The organism is Streptomyces sp. DS1-CR2 (assembly GCF_055760475.1).
Genome location: NZ_CM147085.1, coordinates 3,913,041 through 3,931,370, shown reverse-complemented (window position 1 = coordinate 3,931,370; position 18,330 = coordinate 3,913,041). Strand labels below are relative to the sequence as shown.

Below are 18,330 nucleotides of genomic sequence, written 5' to 3'. Positions count from 1 at the left end.
ACGCGCAGGCCAACCAGTTCTGCAAATCGCCTTCCGCTCCCGGCCCGCGGCCCTAGTCTGAGCACAGCACCGGTGGGGGCCGGTGCTGATCAGGGGGCGAGACAGCCGGGTACGACGCCCGGAGCGGGGGTAGCGGTACGAGCACGGCGGCGGCCGTGCGACCGTGACGACCTGCCTCTTCGGGCGCCGTACCCGTGCCGGACAGCCTCCCGGCGCCGGGGAATCCCCTGCTCCGCGAGGAGCTTGGGGGAGGGGGTTATACACGTGGTTCGCATCCGAGTCCTGGTCGTCGACGACCACCGCATCTTCGCCGAGTCGCTCGCCGCGGCTCTCGCCGCCGAGCCCGACGTGGACGTCTCCGCGGCCGGCAGCGGCCCCGCCGCACTGCGCTGCATGGACCGCGCGGCGGCGGAGGGCCGCCGGTTCGACGTCCTCCTCGTCGACGCCGACCTGGGAGCGGCCCTGCACGGTCCGCGCCCGGCGACGGCCGTGCCCGACACGGCGCCCGGCCAGGACGGCCTGGTCGACGGGATCTCCCTGGTGGCGGGGGTTCGTTCGGGCCAGCCCACCGTACGGACCGTGGTGCTCGCCGAGAAGGACGACCCCCGCCGCGCGGCCCTCGCGCTCCAGGCGGGAGCCTCCGGCTGGGTCGCCAAGGACTGCTCGCTCTCGCGGCTGCTCACGGTCATCCGGGGCGTCCTGCGCGACGAGACGCATCTGCCGCCCGCCCTGCTCACGAGCGTGCTGCGGGAGCTGACCGCGGCCCGCAAGCATCGCACCGACTCCGAGCGCCTGGTGGAGTCCCTGACGCCGCGTGAGCGCGAGGTGCTGCGCTGCATGGTCGCGGGCCTCGGCCGCAAGGCGGTCGCCGAGCGCCTCTTCCTGTCCCCGCACACGGTCCGTACGCACATGCAGAACGTGCTGGGCAAGCTCGGGGTCCACTCCACGCTCGCGGCGGTGGCCCTGGCGCGCAGGGCCGGGGTCGGGCCCGCGGACCTGGAAGCGGCGTCCTAGGTCCTTGTTCCTAGGTGTCCTGGGAACAGGAACCCGTACGACCGGGTCCCAGGATCTGACGGTCCTAGCCGGGGGTGTTGTCGAACGGCGCTGTCAACTGCCGCAGCAGGCCCGCCAGTTCGCCGCGCTGGGTGCGGGACAGCTCCGCGAGGATCGCCCGCTCCTGTGCGAGGAGGCCGGCGAGCGCCTGGTCGGCGCGGTCCTGCCCCTCGGTGGTCAGCCGCACCAGGACGCCGCGTCGGTCGCTCGGGTCGGGGAGGCGCTCGACGAGACCCTTCTTGGCGAGCCGGTCGATACGGTTCGTCATCGTGCCGGAGGTGACGAGGGTCTGCGTGAGGAGCTGTCCGGGGGAGAGCTGATAGGGGGCGCCGGCCCGCCGCAGGGACGTCAGTACGTCGAACTCCCACGGCTCCAGCTGATGCTCGGCGAACGCCAGGCGCCGTGCCCGGTCAAGATGACGCGCCAGCCTGCTGACCCGACTGAGCACCTCCAGGGGCTCCACGTCGAGGTCAGGGCGCTCTCGGCGCCACGCTGCGACCAGCCGGTCGACCTCGTCCTCCATGACGATCAGTCTAGTGGGTCCCTCGACATGAAGTCTCTTGAATACAACTATCTTGACATCGAGATAAATCCAGGAGCATCCTGGCCGCCATGAGCGCACCCACCTGGGACCCCCAGCAGTATCTCCGGCACGCGGACCACCGCACACGCCCTTTCGCCGATCTCCTCGCCCGCGTCCAGGGCGACCCGGCGAGGATCGCCGACCTCGGCTGCGGCGCGGGCAACGTCACCGCCCTGCTCGCCCGGCGCTGGCCGAAGGCCAGGATCACCGGCTACGACAGCTCCCCGCAGATGCTGGAGAAGGCAGCGGCCCACGCCACCGACCTCCTCGACTTCGCCCCCGCCGACGCGGCCACCTGGACCCCCGCCGAGCCCTTCGACCTGATCGTCTCCAACGCCCTGCTCCAATGGGTCCCCGGCCACACCGACCGCTTCCCCGACTGGCTGGCCGGCCTCACCCCCGGCGGCACGCTCGCCTTCCAGGTCCCAGGCAACTTCGACGCCCCCAGCCACGTACTGATGCGCGAACTCGCCGGGTCGGCGCGGTGGCGGGACCGGCTCGGCGACACACTGCGCCACACGGACGCCGTCCAGACCCCCGAGCAGTACCTGAACCAGCTCACCGCGCTCGGCTGCGAGGCGGACGTCTGGGAGACGACGTATCTGCATCTCCTCCAGGGTGAGGACCCGGTCCTCGACTGGGTCAAGGGCACGGGCCTGCGCCCCGTCCTGACCGCCCTCGCGGACGACCCGCAGGCCACGGACGAATTCCTGACCGCCTACCGCGCCCGGCTCCGCACCGCCTACCCCGCGACACCGCACGGCACGGTCTTCCCCTTCCGCCGCCTGTTCGCGGTGGCCCGCAAACCGGCCGACGCCTGATGCTCCGGGCCCTGGACCACGTACAGCTCGCCGCCCCCGCGGGATCCGAGGACGCGCTGCGCCGGTTCTACGGGGACGCGCTCGGCATGACGTGGATGCCGAAGCCCCCGGCGCTCGCGGCGCGCGGGGGCTGCTGGTTCGAAGCGGGCCAGGTGCGGCTGCACCTGGGAATCGAGCGGGCCCCCGCCGGAGGCGGAAAATGTCCCAGTCGGCCGGCCCGCAAGGCCCACCCGGGGCTGCGGGTCACGGGGATCGAGACGTACGCGGCGCGGCTCGCGGCGCACGGCGTGCGGATCACCTGGGACGGGGACCTGCCGGGCCACCGCCGCTTCTACGCCGACGACCCGGTGGGCAACCGGCTCGAATTCCTCGAACCGGCCACCCCCGGCCCGTCCTAGCTCTTGCGCCGGCCGATCAGATGCGGGTTCGCCTCTATGCCGTCCAGGCCGTGCCACGCCAGATTCACCAGGTGCGCGGCGACCTCGGCCTTCTCCGGCTTACGGGCGTCCAGCCACCACTGGCCCGTAAGGGCGACCATGCCGACCAGCGCCTGCGCGTACAGCGGCGCCAGCTTCGGGTCGAAGCCGCGGTTCTTGAACTCGCGGCCCAGGATGTCCTCGACCTGCGTCGCGATGTCGGAGATCAGCGAGGCGAACGAGCCCGTGGACTGCGGGATCGGGGAGTCGCGGACCAGGATGCGGAAGCCGTCCGTGTACTCCTCGATGTAGTCGAGGAGCGCGAAGGCGGCCTGCTCGCACAGTTCGCGCGGGTGCCCGGCCGTCAGGGAGCCGGTCACCATGTCGAGGAGCTGGCGCATCTCACGGTCCACGACGACCGCGTAGAGGCCCTCCTTGCCGCCGAAGTGCTCGTACACCACCGGCTTGGAGACCCCGGCCTTCGCCGCGATCTCCTCCACCGACGTGCCCTCGAAGCCCTTCGCGGCGAAGAGGGTGCGACCGATCTCGAGCAGCTGCTGGCGGCGTTCCGCACCGGTCATCCGGGTGCGGCGCGCGCGCCGGGGCTTTTCGTTGCCGGCTGAGCTCGCAGAGTTCGGATCGGTCGCCACGGGCTCCATCATGCCGCGTCAGCGGCCTGCGGCTTGCGGCGGGAGTCGATCCGCTCCTTCGACGGCCAGCGCACGTCACGCGCCCAGCCCAGCAGCTCGAACCAGCGGATCAGCCGCGCGGACGAGTCCACCTGGCCGCGCATCACACCGTGCCGCGCCGACGTCGGGTCCGCGTGGTGCAGGTTGTGCCACGACTCGCCGCACGACAGGACGGCCAGCCACCACACGTTGCCGGACTTGTCACGCGACTTGAAGGGCCGCTTGCCGACGGCGTGACAGATCGAGTTGATCGACCATGTGACGTGGTGCAGCAGCGCCACCCGCACCAGCGAGCCCCAGAAGAAGCCCGTGAACGCGCCCCACCACGACATCGTCGCCAGGCCGCCGATCAGCGCCGGCAGAGCCAGCGAGAGCATCGTCCAGAAAATGAACTGACGCGAGATCGCCCTTATGGCCGGATCATTCACCAGGTCGGGTGCGTACTTCTCCTGCGAGGTCTGCTCCTCGTCGAACATCCAGCCGATATGCGCCCACCACAGGCCCTTCATCAGCGCGGGCAGCGTCTCGCCGAACCGCCACGGCGAATGCGGGTCACCCTCCGCGTCGGAGAACTTGTGGTGCTTGCGGTGATCCGCCACCCAGCGCACGAGCGGACCTTCGACCGCCATCGAACCGGCGACCGCCAGAGCGATCCGCAGCGGCCGCTTCGCCTTGAAGGAACCGTGCGTGAAATACCGGTGGAAGCCGATCGTGATGCCGTGGCAGCCCAGGTAGTAGAAGAACACCAGGAGGCCGAGGTCGAGCCAGCTCACACCCCGGCCCCAGGCCAGCGGCACCGCCGCGACCAGCGCCAGGAACGGAACGATGATGAAGAGCAGCAACGCGAGCTGCTCCAGCGAACGCTTCTGCTCACCGCCGAGCGTGGCGGAGGGCGCAGCGCCGGTCGAATCGCCCGACGACGCCTCCGGGACGTCATCGATCAGATCGGGGCTTGGTGTCATGGGGCGTCCCCTGTGGGGTCGAGGGTTGAGAGAGGGCCGAGAGCCGGGGAGTCGTGCTGAAACTTTTACTACGCGTCCGTAACCTACGGCGTCGTAAGTATGGCAGCGCGCAGGCGAGCGGCAAGAGGCCCGCAAACGGCCCCCACGGACGGACACCTATCCTTGGAAACGGTCGGACAGCGCGGTCCGCTCTGTATCTCCACCCGGGATTCATACCCGGTTCCCGGGTTTCCCTCCCAGACGTGCTTCACCACTGCAAGGAGCCGCACCTGTGAGCAGTGCCGACGACCAGAGCCGCGAGGCCACATCCAGCGCCGAGCTGCGCGCCGACATCCGCCGACTGGGCGACCTTCTCGGCGAGACGCTCGTACGCCAGGAGGGCCCCGAGCTCCTCGAACTGGTCGAGAAGGTCCGCCGCCTCACCCGGGAGGACGGCGAGGCCGCCGCCCGCCTGCTCGGCGACACGGAACTGGAGACCGCGGCCAAGCTGGTCCGCGCCTTCTCGACGTACTTCCATCTGGCGAACGTGACCGAGCAGGTGCACCGCGGCCGCGAGCTGCGCGCCCGCCGCGCCGCCGAGGGCAGCCTGCTGGCCCGCACCGCCGACCGGCTCAAGGACGCCGACCCGGAGCACCTGCGCGAAACGGTCCAGCACCTGAACGTACGGCCGGTGTTCACCGCCCACCCGACCGAGGCCGCCCGGCGCTCCGTCCTCAACAAGCTGCGCCGCGTCGCCGAGCTCCTCGAGACCCCCGTCATCGAGGCCGACCGCCGCCGCTACGACACCCGCCTCGCCGAGAACATCGACCTGGTGTGGCAGACCGACGAGCTGCGCGTCGTACGCCCCGAGCCCACCGACGAGGCGCGCAACGCGATCTACTACCTCGACGAGCTGCACGCCGGCGCCGTCGGTGACGTCCTCGAGGACCTCACCGCCGAGCTGCGGCGCGTCGGCGTCACCGTGCCCGAGGCCACCCGCCCCCTCACCTTCGGCACCTGGATCGGCGGCGACCGCGACGGCAACCCGAACGTCACACCCGCCGTCACCTGGGACGTCCTGATCCTCCAGCACGAGCACGGCATCAACGACGCCCTGGAGCTCATCGACGAGCTGCGCGGCTTCCTGTCGAACTCGATCCGTTACACCGGCGCCACCGAGGAACTGATCACCTCCCTCCACAACGACCTGGAGCGCCTCCCGGAGATCAGCCCCCGCTACAAGCGCCTCAACTCCGAGGAGCCCTACCGGCTCAAGGCCACCTGCATCCGGCAGAAGCTGGAGAACACCAAGGAGCGCCTCGCCAGGGGCACCGCGCACGTGGACGGCCGCGACTACCTCGGCACCGGCGAACTCCTGAAGGACCTCACACTCATCCAGACGTCCCTGCGCGAGCACCGCGGCGCCCTGTTCGCCGACGGCCGGATGAACCGCACCATCCGCACGCTCGCCGCGTTCGGCCTCCAGCTCGCCACCATGGACGTACGCGAGCACGCCGACGCCCACCACCACGCGCTCGGCCAGCTCTTCGACCGGCTCGGCGAGGAGTCCTGGCGCTACGCCGACATGCCCCGCGAGTACCGCCAGAAGCTCCTCGCCAAGGAGCTCAGGTCCCGCAGGCCGCTCGCCCCCTCGCCCGCACCCCTCGACGCCGCGGGCGAGAAGACCCTCGGCGTCTTCCACACCGTCAAGCGCGCCCTCGACGCCTTCGGACCCGAGGTCATCGAGTCGTACATCATCTCGATGTGCCAGGGCGCCGACGACGTGTTCGCCGCCGCCGTCCTCGCCCGCGAGGCCGGACTCATCGACCTGCACGGCGGCTGGGCCAAGATCGGCATCGTGCCGCTCCTGGAGACCACCGACGAGCTGCGCGCCGCCGACGTCATCCTCGACGAGATGCTCGCCGACCCGTCCTACCGGCGCCTCGTCGCCCTGCGCGGCGACGTCCAGGAAGTCATGCTCGGCTACTCGGACTCCTCCAAGTTCGGCGGCATCACCACCTCCCAGTGGGAGATCCACCGCGCCCAGCGCCGGCTGCGCGACGTCGCCCACCGCTACGGCGTGCGCCTGCGCCTCTTCCACGGCCGCGGCGGCACCGTCGGCCGCGGCGGCGGCCCCTCGCACGACGCGATCCTCGCCCAGCCGTGGGGCACCCTCGAGGGCGAGATCAAGGTGACCGAGCAGGGCGAGGTCATCTCCGACAAGTACCTCGTGCCGTCCCTGGCCCGCGAGAACCTCGAACTGACCGTCGCCGCCACCCTCCAGGCGTCCGCGCTGCACACCGCGCCCCGCCAGTCCGACGAGGCCCTCGCCCGCTGGGACGCGGCCATGGACGTCGTCTCCGACGCCGCGCACGCCGCGTACCGCAAGCTGGTCGAGGACCCGGACCTGCCGACGTACTTCCTCGCCTCCACGCCGGTCGACCAGCTCGCCGACCTGCACCTGGGCTCGCGGCCCTCCCGCCGCCCCGGCTCGGGCGTCTCGCTCGACGGACTGCGCGCCATCCCGTGGGTGTTCGGCTGGACCCAGTCGCGGCAGATCGTGCCCGGCTGGTTCGGCGTCGGCTCCGGCCTCAAGGCACTGCGCGAGGCCGGCCTCGGCACCGTCCTCGACGAGATGAGCGAGCACTGGCACTTCTTCCGCAACTTCCTGTCGAACGTCGAGATGACCCTCGCCAAGACGGACCTGCGGATCGCCCGGCACTACGTCGACACGCTCGTCCCCGACGAGCTGAAGCACGTGTACGCGGACATCGAGGCCGAGCACGCGCTGACCGTGCAGGAGGTCCTGCGCATCACCGGAGGAAAGCAGCTCCTGGACACCCAGCCGGTGCTCCAGCAGACCTTCGCGATCCGCGACGCCTACCTCGACCCGATCTCGTACCTCCAGGTCGCCCTGCTCAAGCGCCAGCGCGACACGGCGGCCGCGGGCCAGGAAGCGGACCCGCTGCTGGCCCGCGCCCTGCTCCTGACCGTCAACGGAGTCGCGGCCGGCCTGCGCAACACCGGCTGACCCGAGAGCCGTAGACGTCGAGAAGGGGTGCCTCCCGAACCGGGAGGCACCCCTTCTCACGTGGAAACGGGAGACAGCTCAGCCCTGACGGCCCGCGGCTGCCCTGCGACGCCACACGACCAGCGCGCCGCCGGCCGCGACGAACAGCGCGGCGACCGTCGACAGCAGGCCCACCGGAGCGCCGTTACCCGTCTCCGCCAGGTCACCGGTCTGCGGCGACGGCTGGGACGACGGCGACGACGTACCCGCGACCTCGCCCGGAGCCGACGACGAGGACGACGGGGCGGGCGACGAGGCGGACGGCCCGGCCGTGCCCGGCGTGGACGCCGACGGCGACGGCGTGCTGCCGCCGGGCTCCGTGTCGCCCGAGCAGTCGGTCCAGAAGACCTTGTGCTTGGCCTTGCCGTGCTCGCCGTCGAAGTTCCAGAACAGCTTGTAGTGCCCGTCCGGCAGCGACAGGTCGTCCGTGCGGCCGTGCCCGTCCGTACCGAGCGTCAGCGAGCCGGTCTTCACCGTCTCGCCCTTGACGCCGGCGGTCGGCGCCCACGCCTCGATGTGCCAGTCGACCTCCTGGACGCTGTCGAAGCCGAAGGCGTCCAGGTAGAAGGTGCAGACATGCGGTTCGTTCTTGCGGAGTTCCTCACCGGTCCTGGCATCGTGAATCTTCACGGTGCCGTTGTCGCCGGGAGCGTCGGTCGCGGAAGCGGAGGGAGCGAGCAGCAAAGTGGCGGTGGCGGCCACGGCTATCGCGCCCGCGGAAGTGAGGGTGCGCATGGGCAGTCCATCTTCGAGAGATGCGGAAACAGGAGCCTGCGGGGGGAAAGCGGTTCAGTACTCATACGCACCATCAGTACGCCGCTGCCTCAAAAGTGACGCATAACAATCCGGGCGTACGAAGGGCCGGACGACGTGCAGAAGGACAGTGCAGCTGTTTCAGAAGGACAGTGCAGCAAAGGCCGCCGTCAGGACGACCCCGCCGGCCGCCGCCGCGATCCACGCGATACGCGTCCGCCGCAGACCCCCCGCGATCACCACCGCGGCCAGCAGCAGCGCGCCTCCCAGCGGCACCCACGCGTGGAAGAGCCCCGCAGCCCCCGAGCGCACCACCTCATCCGAGCCGGGCTTCACCACCACCGGGATACGCGCGCCCCTCTTCTCCGCGATCGACCGGTCGATGACGACACGGGCGCGGGGCTGCGAACCCGGCGACAGCGGCGCGTAAGGGCCGGCGCACGTGTCGTCGGTGCACCGCGTCACCGTCATCGTGCCGCGCTCACGGCCCTTGGTGAGCATCACGTGCTGCGCCGACGCCCAGGACGCCCAGACGCCCGCGATCAGGATCAGCAGGGCCACGACCGCCATCGCGGCCCGCCGGGTGTACGAGAGCATGGCGGCGATCCTTGGCCATGGCACCGCGAAGAGTCAAGAAGAGCCGGCAGGTCCCCGTCGAGATGCCCGTGACCAGTCGAGATGCCCCTGACCTGCCGAGATGCCCGGTCAACTCAGGAGTTGTACACGCCCTGCGCCCGCTCCAGATCCTCCGTGACCAGACACTCCACCGAGTCCGCCGCCCGGTCCACCAGATAGTCCAGCTCCTTGCGCTCCGTCGACGAGAAGTCCTTCAGAACGAAATCCGCCACCTGCATACGCCCCGGCGGACGCCCGATCCCGAACCGCACCCGGTGATAGTCCGCACCCATCGACTTCGTGATCGACTTCAGACCGTTGTGCCCGTTGTCGCCACCGCCCAGCTTCAGCCGCATCGTCCCGTAGTCGATGTCCAGCTCGTCATGGATCGCCACGATGTTGCCGACCGGCACCTTGTAGAAATCCCGCAGACCCGTCACCGGACCACCCGACACATTCATGAACGACATCGGCTTCGCCAGAATCACCCGGCGGCTGCGCGGACCCGGCGCACCGATCCGCCCCTCGAGCACCTGCGCCTGAGCCTTGCCGGCCCGCTTGAACTTGCCGCCGATCCGCTCCGCGAGCAGATCAGCCACCATGAAGCCCACGTTGTGCCGGTTCATCGCGTACTCAGGCCCGGGATTCCCGAGACCCACGATGAGCCAGGGGGCAGTGGCATCGGTCGTCATCGGGACCGCGTCTCCTCACGTACAACAGACGGACACCAACATGAAAAAACGGGGCGGCGGGCCGCAGCGGCCCGCCACCCCGTCAAGCAGAGCGTACGGCTCAGGCCTCGGCGCCCTCGGCCTCGGTCTCGGCAGCCGGCTCCTCGGCCTGCGCGGCCAGGATCTGGATGACGACCGCGTCGGGGTCCGTGACCAGGGTCGTGCCCGCCGGCAGCGTGACGTCCTTCGCGTGGATGGCGTCGCCGCCCTCCAGACCCGCGATCGACACGGTGACAGAGGTCGGGATGTGCGTGGCCTCGGTCTCGACGGACAGCGTGTTCAGCACGTTCTCGACGAGGAAGCTGCCCGGAGCCAGGTCACCCTCGGTCTCGACCACAACCTCGACCGTGACCTTCTCGCCGCGGTTCACGAGGAGCAGGTCGACGTGCTCGAGGATGCCCTGACGAAGAGCGTCACGCTGCACGGCCTTCGGGATCGCCAGCTCGTTCTTGCCGTCGATGTCCAGGGACAGCAGGACGTTCGCCGTACGCAGCGCGAGCAGCAGCTCGTGGTGCGGAAGGGCGATGTGGACCGGCGCGCCGCCGTGACCGTACACAACGCCCGGCACCTTGCCCTCACGGCGGATACGGCGGGCAGCGCCCTTGCCGAACTCGGTGCGGGACTCTGCGGTGATCTTGACCTCGGCCATGTTCACTCCTCGTAGAACAAAAAGGGGAAGGTGGTCACCCGGCCACGAACGGGCCTGCTACGAAGAGCGCGTCGATAACGGACAGTCGCACCACATGAGTGCGGCCTCCCTCGCCGAGCAACTCCCTGAGTCTACCCGGCGGGAAGGCCGCCCCAAAATCGATCTAGAAGAGCCCCAGAGCCCCCAGAGCGACTACGCCTGCTCCTCGAACAGGCTCGTCACCGAACCGTCCTCGAAGACCTCACGAACCGCACGCGCGATCGTCGGCGCGATCGACAACACCGTGATCTTGTCCAGCTCCAGCTCACCCGGCGTCGGCAGCGTGTCCGTGAACACGAACTCGCTCACCTTCGAGTTCTTCAGACGATCCGCCGCCGGACCCGAAAGCACACCGTGCGTCGCCGTCACAATGACGTCCTCCGCACCATGCGCGAACAGCGCGTCCGCCGCGGCACAGATCGTGCCACCCGTGTCGATCATGTCGTCCACCAGGACACACACGCGGCCCTTCACATCACCGACGACCTCGTGCACGGTGACCTGGTTCGCCACGTCCTTGTCACGACGCTTGTGCACGATCGCCAGCGGCGCACCGAGGCGGTCACACCAGCGGTCCGCCACACGCACACGGCCGGCATCCGGAGACACCACCGTGAGCTTGGCACGGTCGACCTTCGCCCCCACGTAGTCCGCCAGGATCGGCAGCGCGAACAGATGGTCCACCGGGCCGTCGAAGAAACCCTGGATCTGGTCCGTGTGCAGATCCACCGTCAGAATGCGGTCCGCACCCGCCGTCTTCATCAGATCCGCCACCAGACGCGCCGAAATCGGTTCACGTCCACGGTGCTTCTTGTCCTGACGGGCGTAACCGTAGAACGGCACAATCACCGTGATGGAGCGAGCCGACGCACGCTTCAGCGCGTCGATCATGATGAGCTGCTCCATGATCCACTTATTGATCGGAGCCGTATGGCTCTGAATCAGGAAGCAGTCAGCACCGCGAGCGGACTCCTGATAACGGACATAAATCTCACCATTGGCGAAATCGAATGCCTTGGTCGGAACGATCCCGACACCGAGAGCATGCGCGACCTCCTCGGCAAGCTCGGGGTGGGCGCGGCCGGAGAAGAGCATCAGTTTCTTCTCGCCGGTCGTCTTGATCCCGCTCACAGCACTTGTCTCCTCAGACGCGTTCTTCCGCCGCTGCGCCCGCTCGTCCCATTAGCAGCGAGGCAGCCGAATCGTGTGCACCTATCACGGTACGCCGTGTCAGACGCACCTGTTTCCGGTCAGCCCTCGCCGCCGACCTCCCGCGACGCCTCCTCAGCCGCCTGCGCAGCCGCACTCCCCGGACGCTTACGAGCCACCCAACCCTCGATATTCCGCTGCTGACCACGGGCCACCGCCAGCGAACCCGCCGGCACATCCTTCGTGATCACCGACCCCGCCGCGGTGTACGCACCATCCCCAACCGTGACAGGAGCCACAAACATGTTGTCCGAACCCGTCTTGCAATGCGACCCCACCGTCGTGTGGTGCTTGCTCTCACCGTCGTAGTTCACAAACACACTCGCCGCACCGATGTTCGTGAAGTCACCGATCGTCGCGTCCCCCACATACGACAGATGCGGCACCTTCGTACCCTCACCGATCGTCGAGTTCTTCGTCTCCACGTACGTACCGATCTTCGCCCTCACACCCAGCCGCGTACCCGGCCGCAGATACGCGAACGGACCCACCGACGCCCCCTCACCCACCTCGGCACCATCCGCCACCGTGTTGTCGACCCGCGCCCCCGCACCGACCCGCGTATCCCTCAGCCGCGTATTCGGACCCACCTCGGCACCCTCACCCAGCCACGACGCACCCAGCAACTGCGTACCCGGATGCACAACCGCATCCCGCTCGAACCCCACCGTCACATCGACCCACGTCGACGCCGGATCCACGATCGTCACACCCGCAAGCATCGCCCGCTCAAGCAGCCGCTCATTCAGCGTCCGACGCGCCTCAGCCAACTGCACACGGTTGTTGATACCCGCGATCTCACGGTGATCCGCCGCCACCGAAGCACCCACACGATGCCCGGCCTCCCGCAGAATCCCCAGCACATCAGTCAGGTACTCCTCACCCTGACTGTTGTCCGTACGCACCTTGCCCAGCGCATCCGCCAGCAACGCACCGTCGAACGCGAACACACCCGAGTTGATCTCACGAATCGCATGCTGCGACTCACTCGCGTCCTTGTGCTCCACGATCGCCGTCACCTCACCCGACGCCCCGTCCCGCACGATCCGGCCATAACCGGTCGCATCCGGAACCTCAGCCGTCAGCACCGTCACCGCATTGCCGTCACCCGTATGCGTCTCCGACAGATGCCTCAGCGTCTCGCCGGTCAGCAACGGCGTATCGCCACACACAACGATCACCGTCCCCTCGACCCGGCCACCGAGCTCCTCAAGCCCCATACGCACGGCATGCCCCGTGCCGTTCTGCTGCTCCTGCACGGCGGTACGGGCGTCCGGATCGATCCCGGCGAGATGCTCACGCACCCGGTCCCGCTCGTGACCCACGACGACGACCAGGTTCTCGGGGCTCAACTCCCGCGCGGCGGCGAGCACATGCCCGACGAGCGAACGCCCACTGATCTCGTGCAGGACTTTGGGTGTGGCCGACTTCATACGGGTGCCCTCACCCGCTGCAAGAACGACGACGGCGGCCGGGCAATTGGCGCTCACGGGTGGTCCTTCGGCTTCGGATGCTGTGTGGGGTGGACATCCGCAGGATACCGGGGCGTTGTGGGCGCGAAATGGGGGCGGGGCCCGACCGTGTGGTCGGGACCCGCTCGACACGCCGCTCCCCCATCAGGATTTGAACCTGAACAGACGGTACCAAAAACCGCAGTGCTGCCTGATTACACCATGGGGGAATAATCTCGGCGAACCGGACATTTAGTCAAGTCGCCGAGTTGGCACCCAACACTATGCCGTACCAGGCGCCTTCCATGCGACGGTACAGCTCGGCGCTTCGGCGGACGTAGATGACCAGGCAGCCGTGGTAGCTGGCGCCGGTGTTCTTTCGGACGGTCCGGGGGTTGTGCTTCTTGAGCGTTGCCCTGCTGAATGCAGAAACGTCGACGCCGACGACGTCCGCCCAGTGGGCTTCCGCGGCGGCGATGTCGGCCGACTCGTGGATGCTGACGCGCAGCGTCAGGCGGTCGGCAGTGACGCCGAGTAGTTCGAGCCAGCGCATGAAGAGTCGGATCACGTTGGGATCGCTGTTGATGAACTGAAGGACTTCGGAGCGGCGATGTGGCTTGCTCTTGGCGCCTTCGGCCCAGTAGAGAGCGACGCCGGTCAGGAAGAGGTCCCGCTCGGAGAGGGGGCCGACGGCTTCTTGGGCGGCGCGCTTTGTTTCCTTGCGCTCGCTGTCTTGAGTCGCGCGCAGCTGGGCGAGACCCGCGTTCATGCGGGCGCGCTGTTCTTCGGGTGTGCACCGGGCCTCGGGCTTGGGCAGATCCCGCACCCAGAGCGAGATCGAGCTCTTCGAGCAGCCCAGCTCGGCCCGGATCTCGCTGTAGGTCCGCCCTAGTCGGCGCAGCTCTCGCGCCCGGTCTCGTAGATCGTCTTTTGCGTTGGGGCGCTTGGTCCGCTCGGCCGGGGGTTCGCCCTTCACGAGTCGGCTCAGTGTCTCTTTGCTGCGCACCCCCAACTCATCGGCGATTTGGCGAAGGCTCAGCCCTTCCCGTCGCAGCGCGACCGCCCGCTCCCGCAGTCCCTCGAAGTCTGTGTATTTGCCTGTGGTCTGTGTCATAGGCACAGGTTCGTTCGGGACGGGCCGGGGTGGGTCGTATTTGCATATGAGCCAACAGTTCGAGGGATACCGGTTGGTTTCGCTTCTGTTCGAAGGCGGTCTGTGATGAAGGGCGGCGCGGAAACTCACCGGAAATCGGGCAGCTCGCGCCCGTAGGCTGGACGGCATGACCACGACGGGGGAAATGCACCGCGCGGCCGGGGGGCCGTGGTGGTGGGAGCGTTGGCGCAGTGCCGCGCTCGATGGGGTGCTGGCGGTCGCTTCGGCGGTCGAGTGCGGGGTGGAGGGGGTCGGGTTCGCGCGGGACGCCGGGGTGCCGGCGGCCGTGGGTGTGGTGTTCGGGGTGGTTGCCGGGGCGATGCTGGTGCTGCGGCGGCGGTGGCCGATCGCGGTGGTGCTGATCGGGGTCGCGGTGACTCCGGCCCGGATGGGTGTGCTGCTGAGCGTGGTGGGTCTGTACACGCTGGCGGCGTCCGAGATGCCGCGGCGGATCATCGGGGCCCTGGCGGGGATGTCGTTCGTCGGGACGCTGATCGTGGCGGTGGTGCGGGCGCAGCAGGACATGGGGCACGGGAATCTCGTGCGGGTGGGGGACTGGTTCGTTCCGTTCGTCGCGATCACGACGTCGTTGGGTGTGACCGCGCCGCCGTTGTTGTTGGGGCTTTATGTGGGTGCGCGGCGGCGGCTCATGGAGAGTCTGCGGGAGCGGAACGATTCGCTGGAGCGGGAGCTTCAGTTGCTCGCGGAGCGCGCGGAGGAGCGGGCTGAGTGGGCGCGGGGTGAGGAGCGGACGCGGATCGCTCGGGAGATGCATGACGTGGTGGCGCACCGGGTGAGTCTGATGGTGGTGCATGCGGCGGCGTTGCAGGCGGTGGCGCGTAAGGATCCGGAGAAGGCTGTGAAGAACGCGGCGCTGGTGGGGGACATGGGTCGGCAGGCGTTGACCGAGTTGCGGGAGATGCTCGGTGTGATGCGGTCGGGTGGCGGTGGGCGTGCGGCTGGTGCGGGGGTGCCGTTGGCGGCGGTGGGGGTGGCGGCTGCGGCTGCGGCTGCGGCGTCGCGTGTCGTTGATGACGAGGACGGGCCGTGTCTGGGTGATCTGGATGAGCTGGTGGGTCAGTCGCGGGCGGCGGGCATGGTGGTGGAGCTGCTGGTCGAGGGTGATTCGCGGTCGTATGTCGCGGCGGTGGAGCAGACGGCGTACCGGGTGGTGCAGGAGGCGCTGACGAACGTGCACAAGCATGCGGCGGGCGCGAAGACGTATGTGCGGCTTGCTCATCGGGTGTCGGAGATCGCGATGCAGGTGGAGAACGAGCCGCCGCCGGATGTGGATTCGGCGGCGGATGTGCGGCTGCCTAGCGGGGGGAACGGGCTCGTCGGTATGAAGGAGCGGGTGACGGGGCTGGGTGGGGTCTTCGTGTGCGGGCCGACTGATGCGGGTGGGTATCGGGTGTCGGCTGTGTTGCCTGCGGTTTAGGGGCTGTGGGGGTTTGGGGCTGCCTGCGGTTTAGCGGGTGCGGGTGCGGGTGCGGGTGATTGTGGCTGTGCTGTTGTGGGGATTTCTCTCGCGGCCGGTGGTCCGCGCCGGGTGTCGGTCGTGGCGGGGCCGCGCCGGGATGTACGTGCTCGCTGTTCTATGGGGCTTCGTCGCCGGGCCCATGCCGCCCGCGTGTGGTGCTGGTGGCTCCGCGCGCACATCCCGGCACGTCCCCTCGCGTCTCGTAGGCGCGTGGCGGCCGGTGGGGTCTCGGGGCCCGGGGGCTGTGCTGTGGCTGTCTGTCGTGTGCCGGTGCGCTGTGGCCGGATCCGCGTGTGCGTGTGGGGCTATGCCGCGGTCAGGCGGGTCGGCTGGGCGCCTGTGATGAGGGTTTCCAGGGCGTGGTCGATGCCGGGGCCGAGGTACCAGTCGCCGCTGTGGTCGAGGGCGTAGACGCGGCCTTCGGTGTCGATGGCGAGGAGGGCTTCGGAGCCGGATTCGGCGCCGAGAGGGCAGACCTCGGTGTCGAGGGCGCGGCCGAGGTCGCCGAGGGTGCGGGCCATGTGGAGGCCGTGGAGTGGGTCGAGGTGGGGCTGGGCGGGGGCTATCTGGCGGCCGGGGCCCTGTGGGGTGAGGTGGAGTCCGCCGAATTCGGCCCAGGCCTCGACGGCGGCGGGGAAGACGGTGTGGCGGTGGCCTGCGGGGGATACGTGGGTGCGCAGGGCGTCGGCCCAGAATTCGGCCTGTTTGATGTCCCAGCGGCCGGGCTGCCAGCCGGCGGCGCGCAGTGTGGCGTCGACGGGTGCGGTGAAGCGGGTGCGGTCGGCGGTCATGTGGGGTGGCCTCGTCCTGTTCTGCTGCTGCCTGCGGTGGTGCGTGGGGTTTCTGGTGTGCCGGTCAGCCGGTGGTGTCCGTGGCCGGGTCCACGACGTGGACGCCGAAGTGGGCGGTGAGTGCGGCGCAGGCGCGGCAGGGGCGGGCGAAGCCGCCGTGCAGGGGGTCGCCGTCCTCGCGGATGCGGCGGGTGGTGAGTTTGGCGTGTTTGAGGGTTTTGCGGGCTTCGCCGTTGGTCATGGGTTTGCGGCGGGCGCGTTTGGAGCGTTCCTCGTCGGCGGCCGTGAGGTGGCGGGAGATGAGGATCGTTTCGGCGCAGCGTCCGGTGAAGCGGTCGCGCTGGGCGCTGGTGAGGGTGTCGAGGAAGTCCTGGACGAGCGGGTGCAGGGCGGGGGCGTGTTCGCCGCGGGCGGCGGTGCTGGTCAGTGTGGTGCCGCGGACGGAGAGGGCGGCGGCGACGGTGGGCAGGATGCCGTCGCGGCGGTGGCGCAGGGCCGGGGCGGGCGCGTCCTCGGTGCTGCTCCAGCCGACGCGTGGGTCGCCGGTGGCGCCGTCGGCGGTGGCCGGGTGCCCGGTGTCGGGCTCCTGGGCCGGTACGACGGCTGTGTCGGATGACGGTGCGGTGCTGCTCTGCATGTGGTGCTTCCCCTCCTGCAATCCCCCGGGTTGCGTGCACAGACTGCCAAATGCGGCCGGTGGTGCGGAAGCTGGGGCGCGGCGACACGCGGGAGTGTGGCCTCATCGTCACGGTGGGGTGACTGCTGGTCATGGAACCGGAGGGCCGGTGACCGGTGTCGTACAACCGCATAGGCTGTCGCTATCCGCGATCCATCACAGTGCCGCAGGGGGCAACCGCCATGACGACAGGTCGGCTCGGGCAGCAAGCCGCGCCGCCGAACGCGGCCTACGCCGGGCAGGTCGTGCACTTCCCGGACCCGGTCCGTGCTGCGCGCCATCCCAGGGGCGTACGGATCGACGGGAACGGCTATCCGGATTTTTCGGCTTACGCGCGTGCCGCGGCGGAGATCGCCGAGCCTCCGGAGGGGTTCGGGGTCGATGAGCTGCGGTTGACGGACTATGTGTCGGCGAACGCGGCGCTGGCCGCGGCCGGGCATGACTTGTGGGACACGATCGTGCCGGTGGCGACGCCGCACGGCTGGACCTGGCATCACGTGCCGGGCGGTCGTCGCATGGAGTTGGTGCCTGTCGAGGTGAAGGCGCTGCTGCGGCATCACGGTGGTCTCGCGACGGCTGCGGTGGATCACGGCAAGCGGGGGACGCGTCCGTTGCAGGAGACGCGGCCGGCGCATTTCGGGCTGCCGAAGTCGTCGGTGGCGGTGACGGAGCAGCAGGTCCTGGGTGCCGAGGAGGATTTGGGGTACCGGTTGCCGGGTGCGTACCGGGCGTTCTTGAAGGCGGCGGGCGGGTGCGCTCCGGTGGGGGCGGCGCTGGACGCCGAGTTGGGGCTTCTGGTGGACCAGCCGTTCTTCACGGTGCGGGACGAGGCCGCGGTCAATGATCTGGTGTATGTGAACAAGTGCCTGCGTGATCACCTGACCAAGGACTATCTGGGTGTCGGGTTCGTGCAGGGCGGCATTCTCGCTGTGAAGGTCAAGGGTGACCGGGCGGGTTCGGTGTGGTTCTGCGCGTATGACGACGCGCGGGACAGCGGGGACACGGCCGGGTGGTCGGTCGCCGAGCGGGTGGAGCGTCTGCTGCTGCCGTGCGGTGACGACTTCGACGCGTTTCTGGCCCGGCTCGCGGGCAATCCGCCGGAGCTGGAGACGGTGGCGAACCTGATGGTGGACGGCGGTTTCGCGAGTGCGGTCGACGCCTCTGGCGCCGCCGTGCCGGCTGCTTCGGCTGTCCCGGACGAGGGGTGAGT

General features: G+C 69.3%; 18 protein-coding genes and 1 tRNA gene. 6 read left to right on the top strand and 13 right to left on the bottom strand.

The genetic code is table 11. From position 1 onward, the window contains the following. Positions 1-264: 264 nt before the first annotated feature. Entirely contained in the window at positions 265-1,014 is a 750-nt protein-coding gene (locus ACY0PA_RS18950; RefSeq protein ID WP_100596153.1) for a LuxR C-terminal-related transcriptional regulator, read from the top strand. A gap of 64 nt (positions 1,015-1,078) precedes the next feature. Here ACY0PA_RS18950 and ACY0PA_RS18945 read toward each other — a convergent pair whose 3' ends face one another. Beyond that, entirely contained in the window at positions 1,079-1,576 is a 498-nt protein-coding gene (locus ACY0PA_RS18945) for a MarR family winged helix-turn-helix transcriptional regulator (RefSeq protein ID WP_473085731.1), read from the bottom strand. 89 nt (positions 1,577-1,665) lie between these two features. On the opposite strand from ACY0PA_RS18945, the gene ACY0PA_RS18940 reads away from it, so the two are divergent. Further along, a complete protein-coding gene (locus tag ACY0PA_RS18940; RefSeq protein ID WP_473085730.1) occupies positions 1,666-2,457 on the top strand; it encodes a trans-aconitate 2-methyltransferase in 792 nt (263 codons plus the stop codon). Beyond that, positions 2,457-2,855 (top strand): VOC family protein, encoded by a 399-nt coding sequence (locus ACY0PA_RS18935; protein ID WP_473085729.1) that lies wholly within the window; start codon positions 2,457-2,459, stop codon positions 2,853-2,855. The genes ACY0PA_RS18940 and ACY0PA_RS18935 overlap by 1 nt, the downstream gene beginning before the upstream one ends. Here ACY0PA_RS18935 and ACY0PA_RS18930 read toward each other — a convergent pair. Together ACY0PA_RS18930 and ACY0PA_RS18925 are read right to left on the bottom strand one after the other, a co-directional pair. Next, entirely contained in the window at positions 2,852-3,535 is a 684-nt protein-coding gene (locus tag ACY0PA_RS18930; RefSeq protein ID WP_473085728.1) for a TetR family transcriptional regulator, read from the bottom strand. The genes ACY0PA_RS18935 and ACY0PA_RS18930 overlap by 4 nt on opposite strands. Next, complete coding sequence (locus ACY0PA_RS18925) at positions 3,532-4,524, bottom strand: acyl-CoA desaturase (protein ID WP_473085727.1); 993 nt, start codon at positions 4,522-4,524, stop codon at positions 3,532-3,534. Before ACY0PA_RS18925 ends, ACY0PA_RS18930 begins: the two co-directional genes overlap by 4 nt. A gap of 271 nt (positions 4,525-4,795) precedes the next feature. On the opposite strand from ACY0PA_RS18925, the gene ppc reads away from it, so the two are divergent. After that, the gene (ppc, locus tag ACY0PA_RS18920; RefSeq protein WP_473085726.1) at positions 4,796-7,534 is read left to right on the top strand and encodes a phosphoenolpyruvate carboxylase; all 2,739 of its coding nucleotides are present in this window, start codon (positions 4,796-4,798) and stop codon (positions 7,532-7,534) included. A gap of 78 nt (positions 7,535-7,612) precedes the next feature. Here the strand turns inward: ppc and ACY0PA_RS18915 are convergent, their stop codons facing one another. The 8 genes from ACY0PA_RS18915 to ACY0PA_RS18880 all read right to left on the bottom strand — a co-directional run bounded on the left by ACY0PA_RS18915 (position 7,613) and on the right by ACY0PA_RS18880 (position 14,134). After that, positions 7,613-8,308 carry a hypothetical protein gene (locus ACY0PA_RS18915; protein ID WP_473085725.1) on the bottom strand — a complete coding sequence of 232 codons (696 nt, stop codon included), beginning with the start codon at positions 8,306-8,308 and terminating at the stop codon, positions 7,613-7,615. Positions 8,309-8,467: 159 nt separating this feature from the next. Further along, the gene (locus ACY0PA_RS18910; protein WP_473085724.1) at positions 8,468-8,923 is read right to left on the bottom strand and encodes a hypothetical protein; all 456 of its coding nucleotides are present in this window, start codon (positions 8,921-8,923) and stop codon (positions 8,468-8,470) included. A gap of 113 nt (positions 8,924-9,036) precedes the next feature. Continuing rightward, a complete protein-coding gene (gene pth, locus ACY0PA_RS18905; protein ID WP_473085723.1) occupies positions 9,037-9,633 on the bottom strand; it encodes an aminoacyl-tRNA hydrolase in 597 nt (198 codons plus the stop codon). Between the two features lie 100 nt (positions 9,634-9,733). Beyond that, the gene (locus tag ACY0PA_RS18900; protein ID WP_473085722.1) at positions 9,734-10,321 is read right to left on the bottom strand and encodes a 50S ribosomal protein L25/general stress protein Ctc; all 588 of its coding nucleotides are present in this window, start codon (positions 10,319-10,321) and stop codon (positions 9,734-9,736) included. 192 nt (positions 10,322-10,513) lie between these two features. Beyond that, a complete protein-coding gene (locus ACY0PA_RS18895; RefSeq protein WP_100596162.1) occupies positions 10,514-11,491 on the bottom strand; it encodes a ribose-phosphate diphosphokinase in 978 nt (325 codons plus the stop codon). A gap of 119 nt (positions 11,492-11,610) precedes the next feature. Then, positions 11,611-13,059 (bottom strand): bifunctional UDP-N-acetylglucosamine diphosphorylase/glucosamine-1-phosphate N-acetyltransferase GlmU, encoded by a 1,449-nt coding sequence (gene glmU / locus ACY0PA_RS18890; protein WP_473085721.1) that lies wholly within the window; start codon positions 13,057-13,059, stop codon positions 11,611-11,613. A 118-nt stretch (positions 13,060-13,177) separates the two neighbouring features. Then, a tRNA-Gln gene (locus tag ACY0PA_RS18885) sits at positions 13,178-13,250 on the bottom strand. A gap of 26 nt (positions 13,251-13,276) precedes the next feature. Continuing rightward, entirely contained in the window at positions 13,277-14,134 is an 858-nt protein-coding gene (locus ACY0PA_RS18880) for a hypothetical protein (RefSeq protein ID WP_473085720.1), read from the bottom strand. 166 nt (positions 14,135-14,300) lie between these two features. Between ACY0PA_RS18880 and ACY0PA_RS18875 the strand changes: the two genes are divergently transcribed. Then, complete coding sequence (locus ACY0PA_RS18875; protein WP_473085719.1) at positions 14,301-15,611, top strand: sensor histidine kinase; 1,311 nt, start codon at positions 14,301-14,303, stop codon at positions 15,609-15,611. Positions 15,612-15,958: 347 nt separating this feature from the next. Here ACY0PA_RS18875 and ACY0PA_RS18870 read toward each other — a convergent pair whose 3' ends face one another. Together ACY0PA_RS18870 and ACY0PA_RS18865 are read right to left on the bottom strand one after the other, a co-directional pair. Next, positions 15,959-16,444, bottom strand: coding sequence for an SUKH-3 domain-containing protein (locus ACY0PA_RS18870; RefSeq protein ID WP_473085718.1), 486 nt, complete (start codon positions 16,442-16,444; stop codon positions 15,959-15,961). A 64-nt stretch (positions 16,445-16,508) separates the two neighbouring features. Beyond that, positions 16,509-17,081, bottom strand: a complete 573-nt coding sequence (locus tag ACY0PA_RS18865; protein WP_473085717.1) for a YwqJ-related putative deaminase — start codon at positions 17,079-17,081, stop codon at positions 16,509-16,511. 221 nt (positions 17,082-17,302) lie between these two features. Here ACY0PA_RS18865 and ACY0PA_RS18860 point away from each other — a divergent pair, with 221 nt between their 5' ends. After that, complete coding sequence (locus tag ACY0PA_RS18860) at positions 17,303-18,328, top strand: SMI1/KNR4 family protein (RefSeq protein WP_473085716.1); 1,026 nt, start codon at positions 17,303-17,305, stop codon at positions 18,326-18,328. The last annotated feature ends 2 nt before the right edge of the window (positions 18,329-18,330 follow it).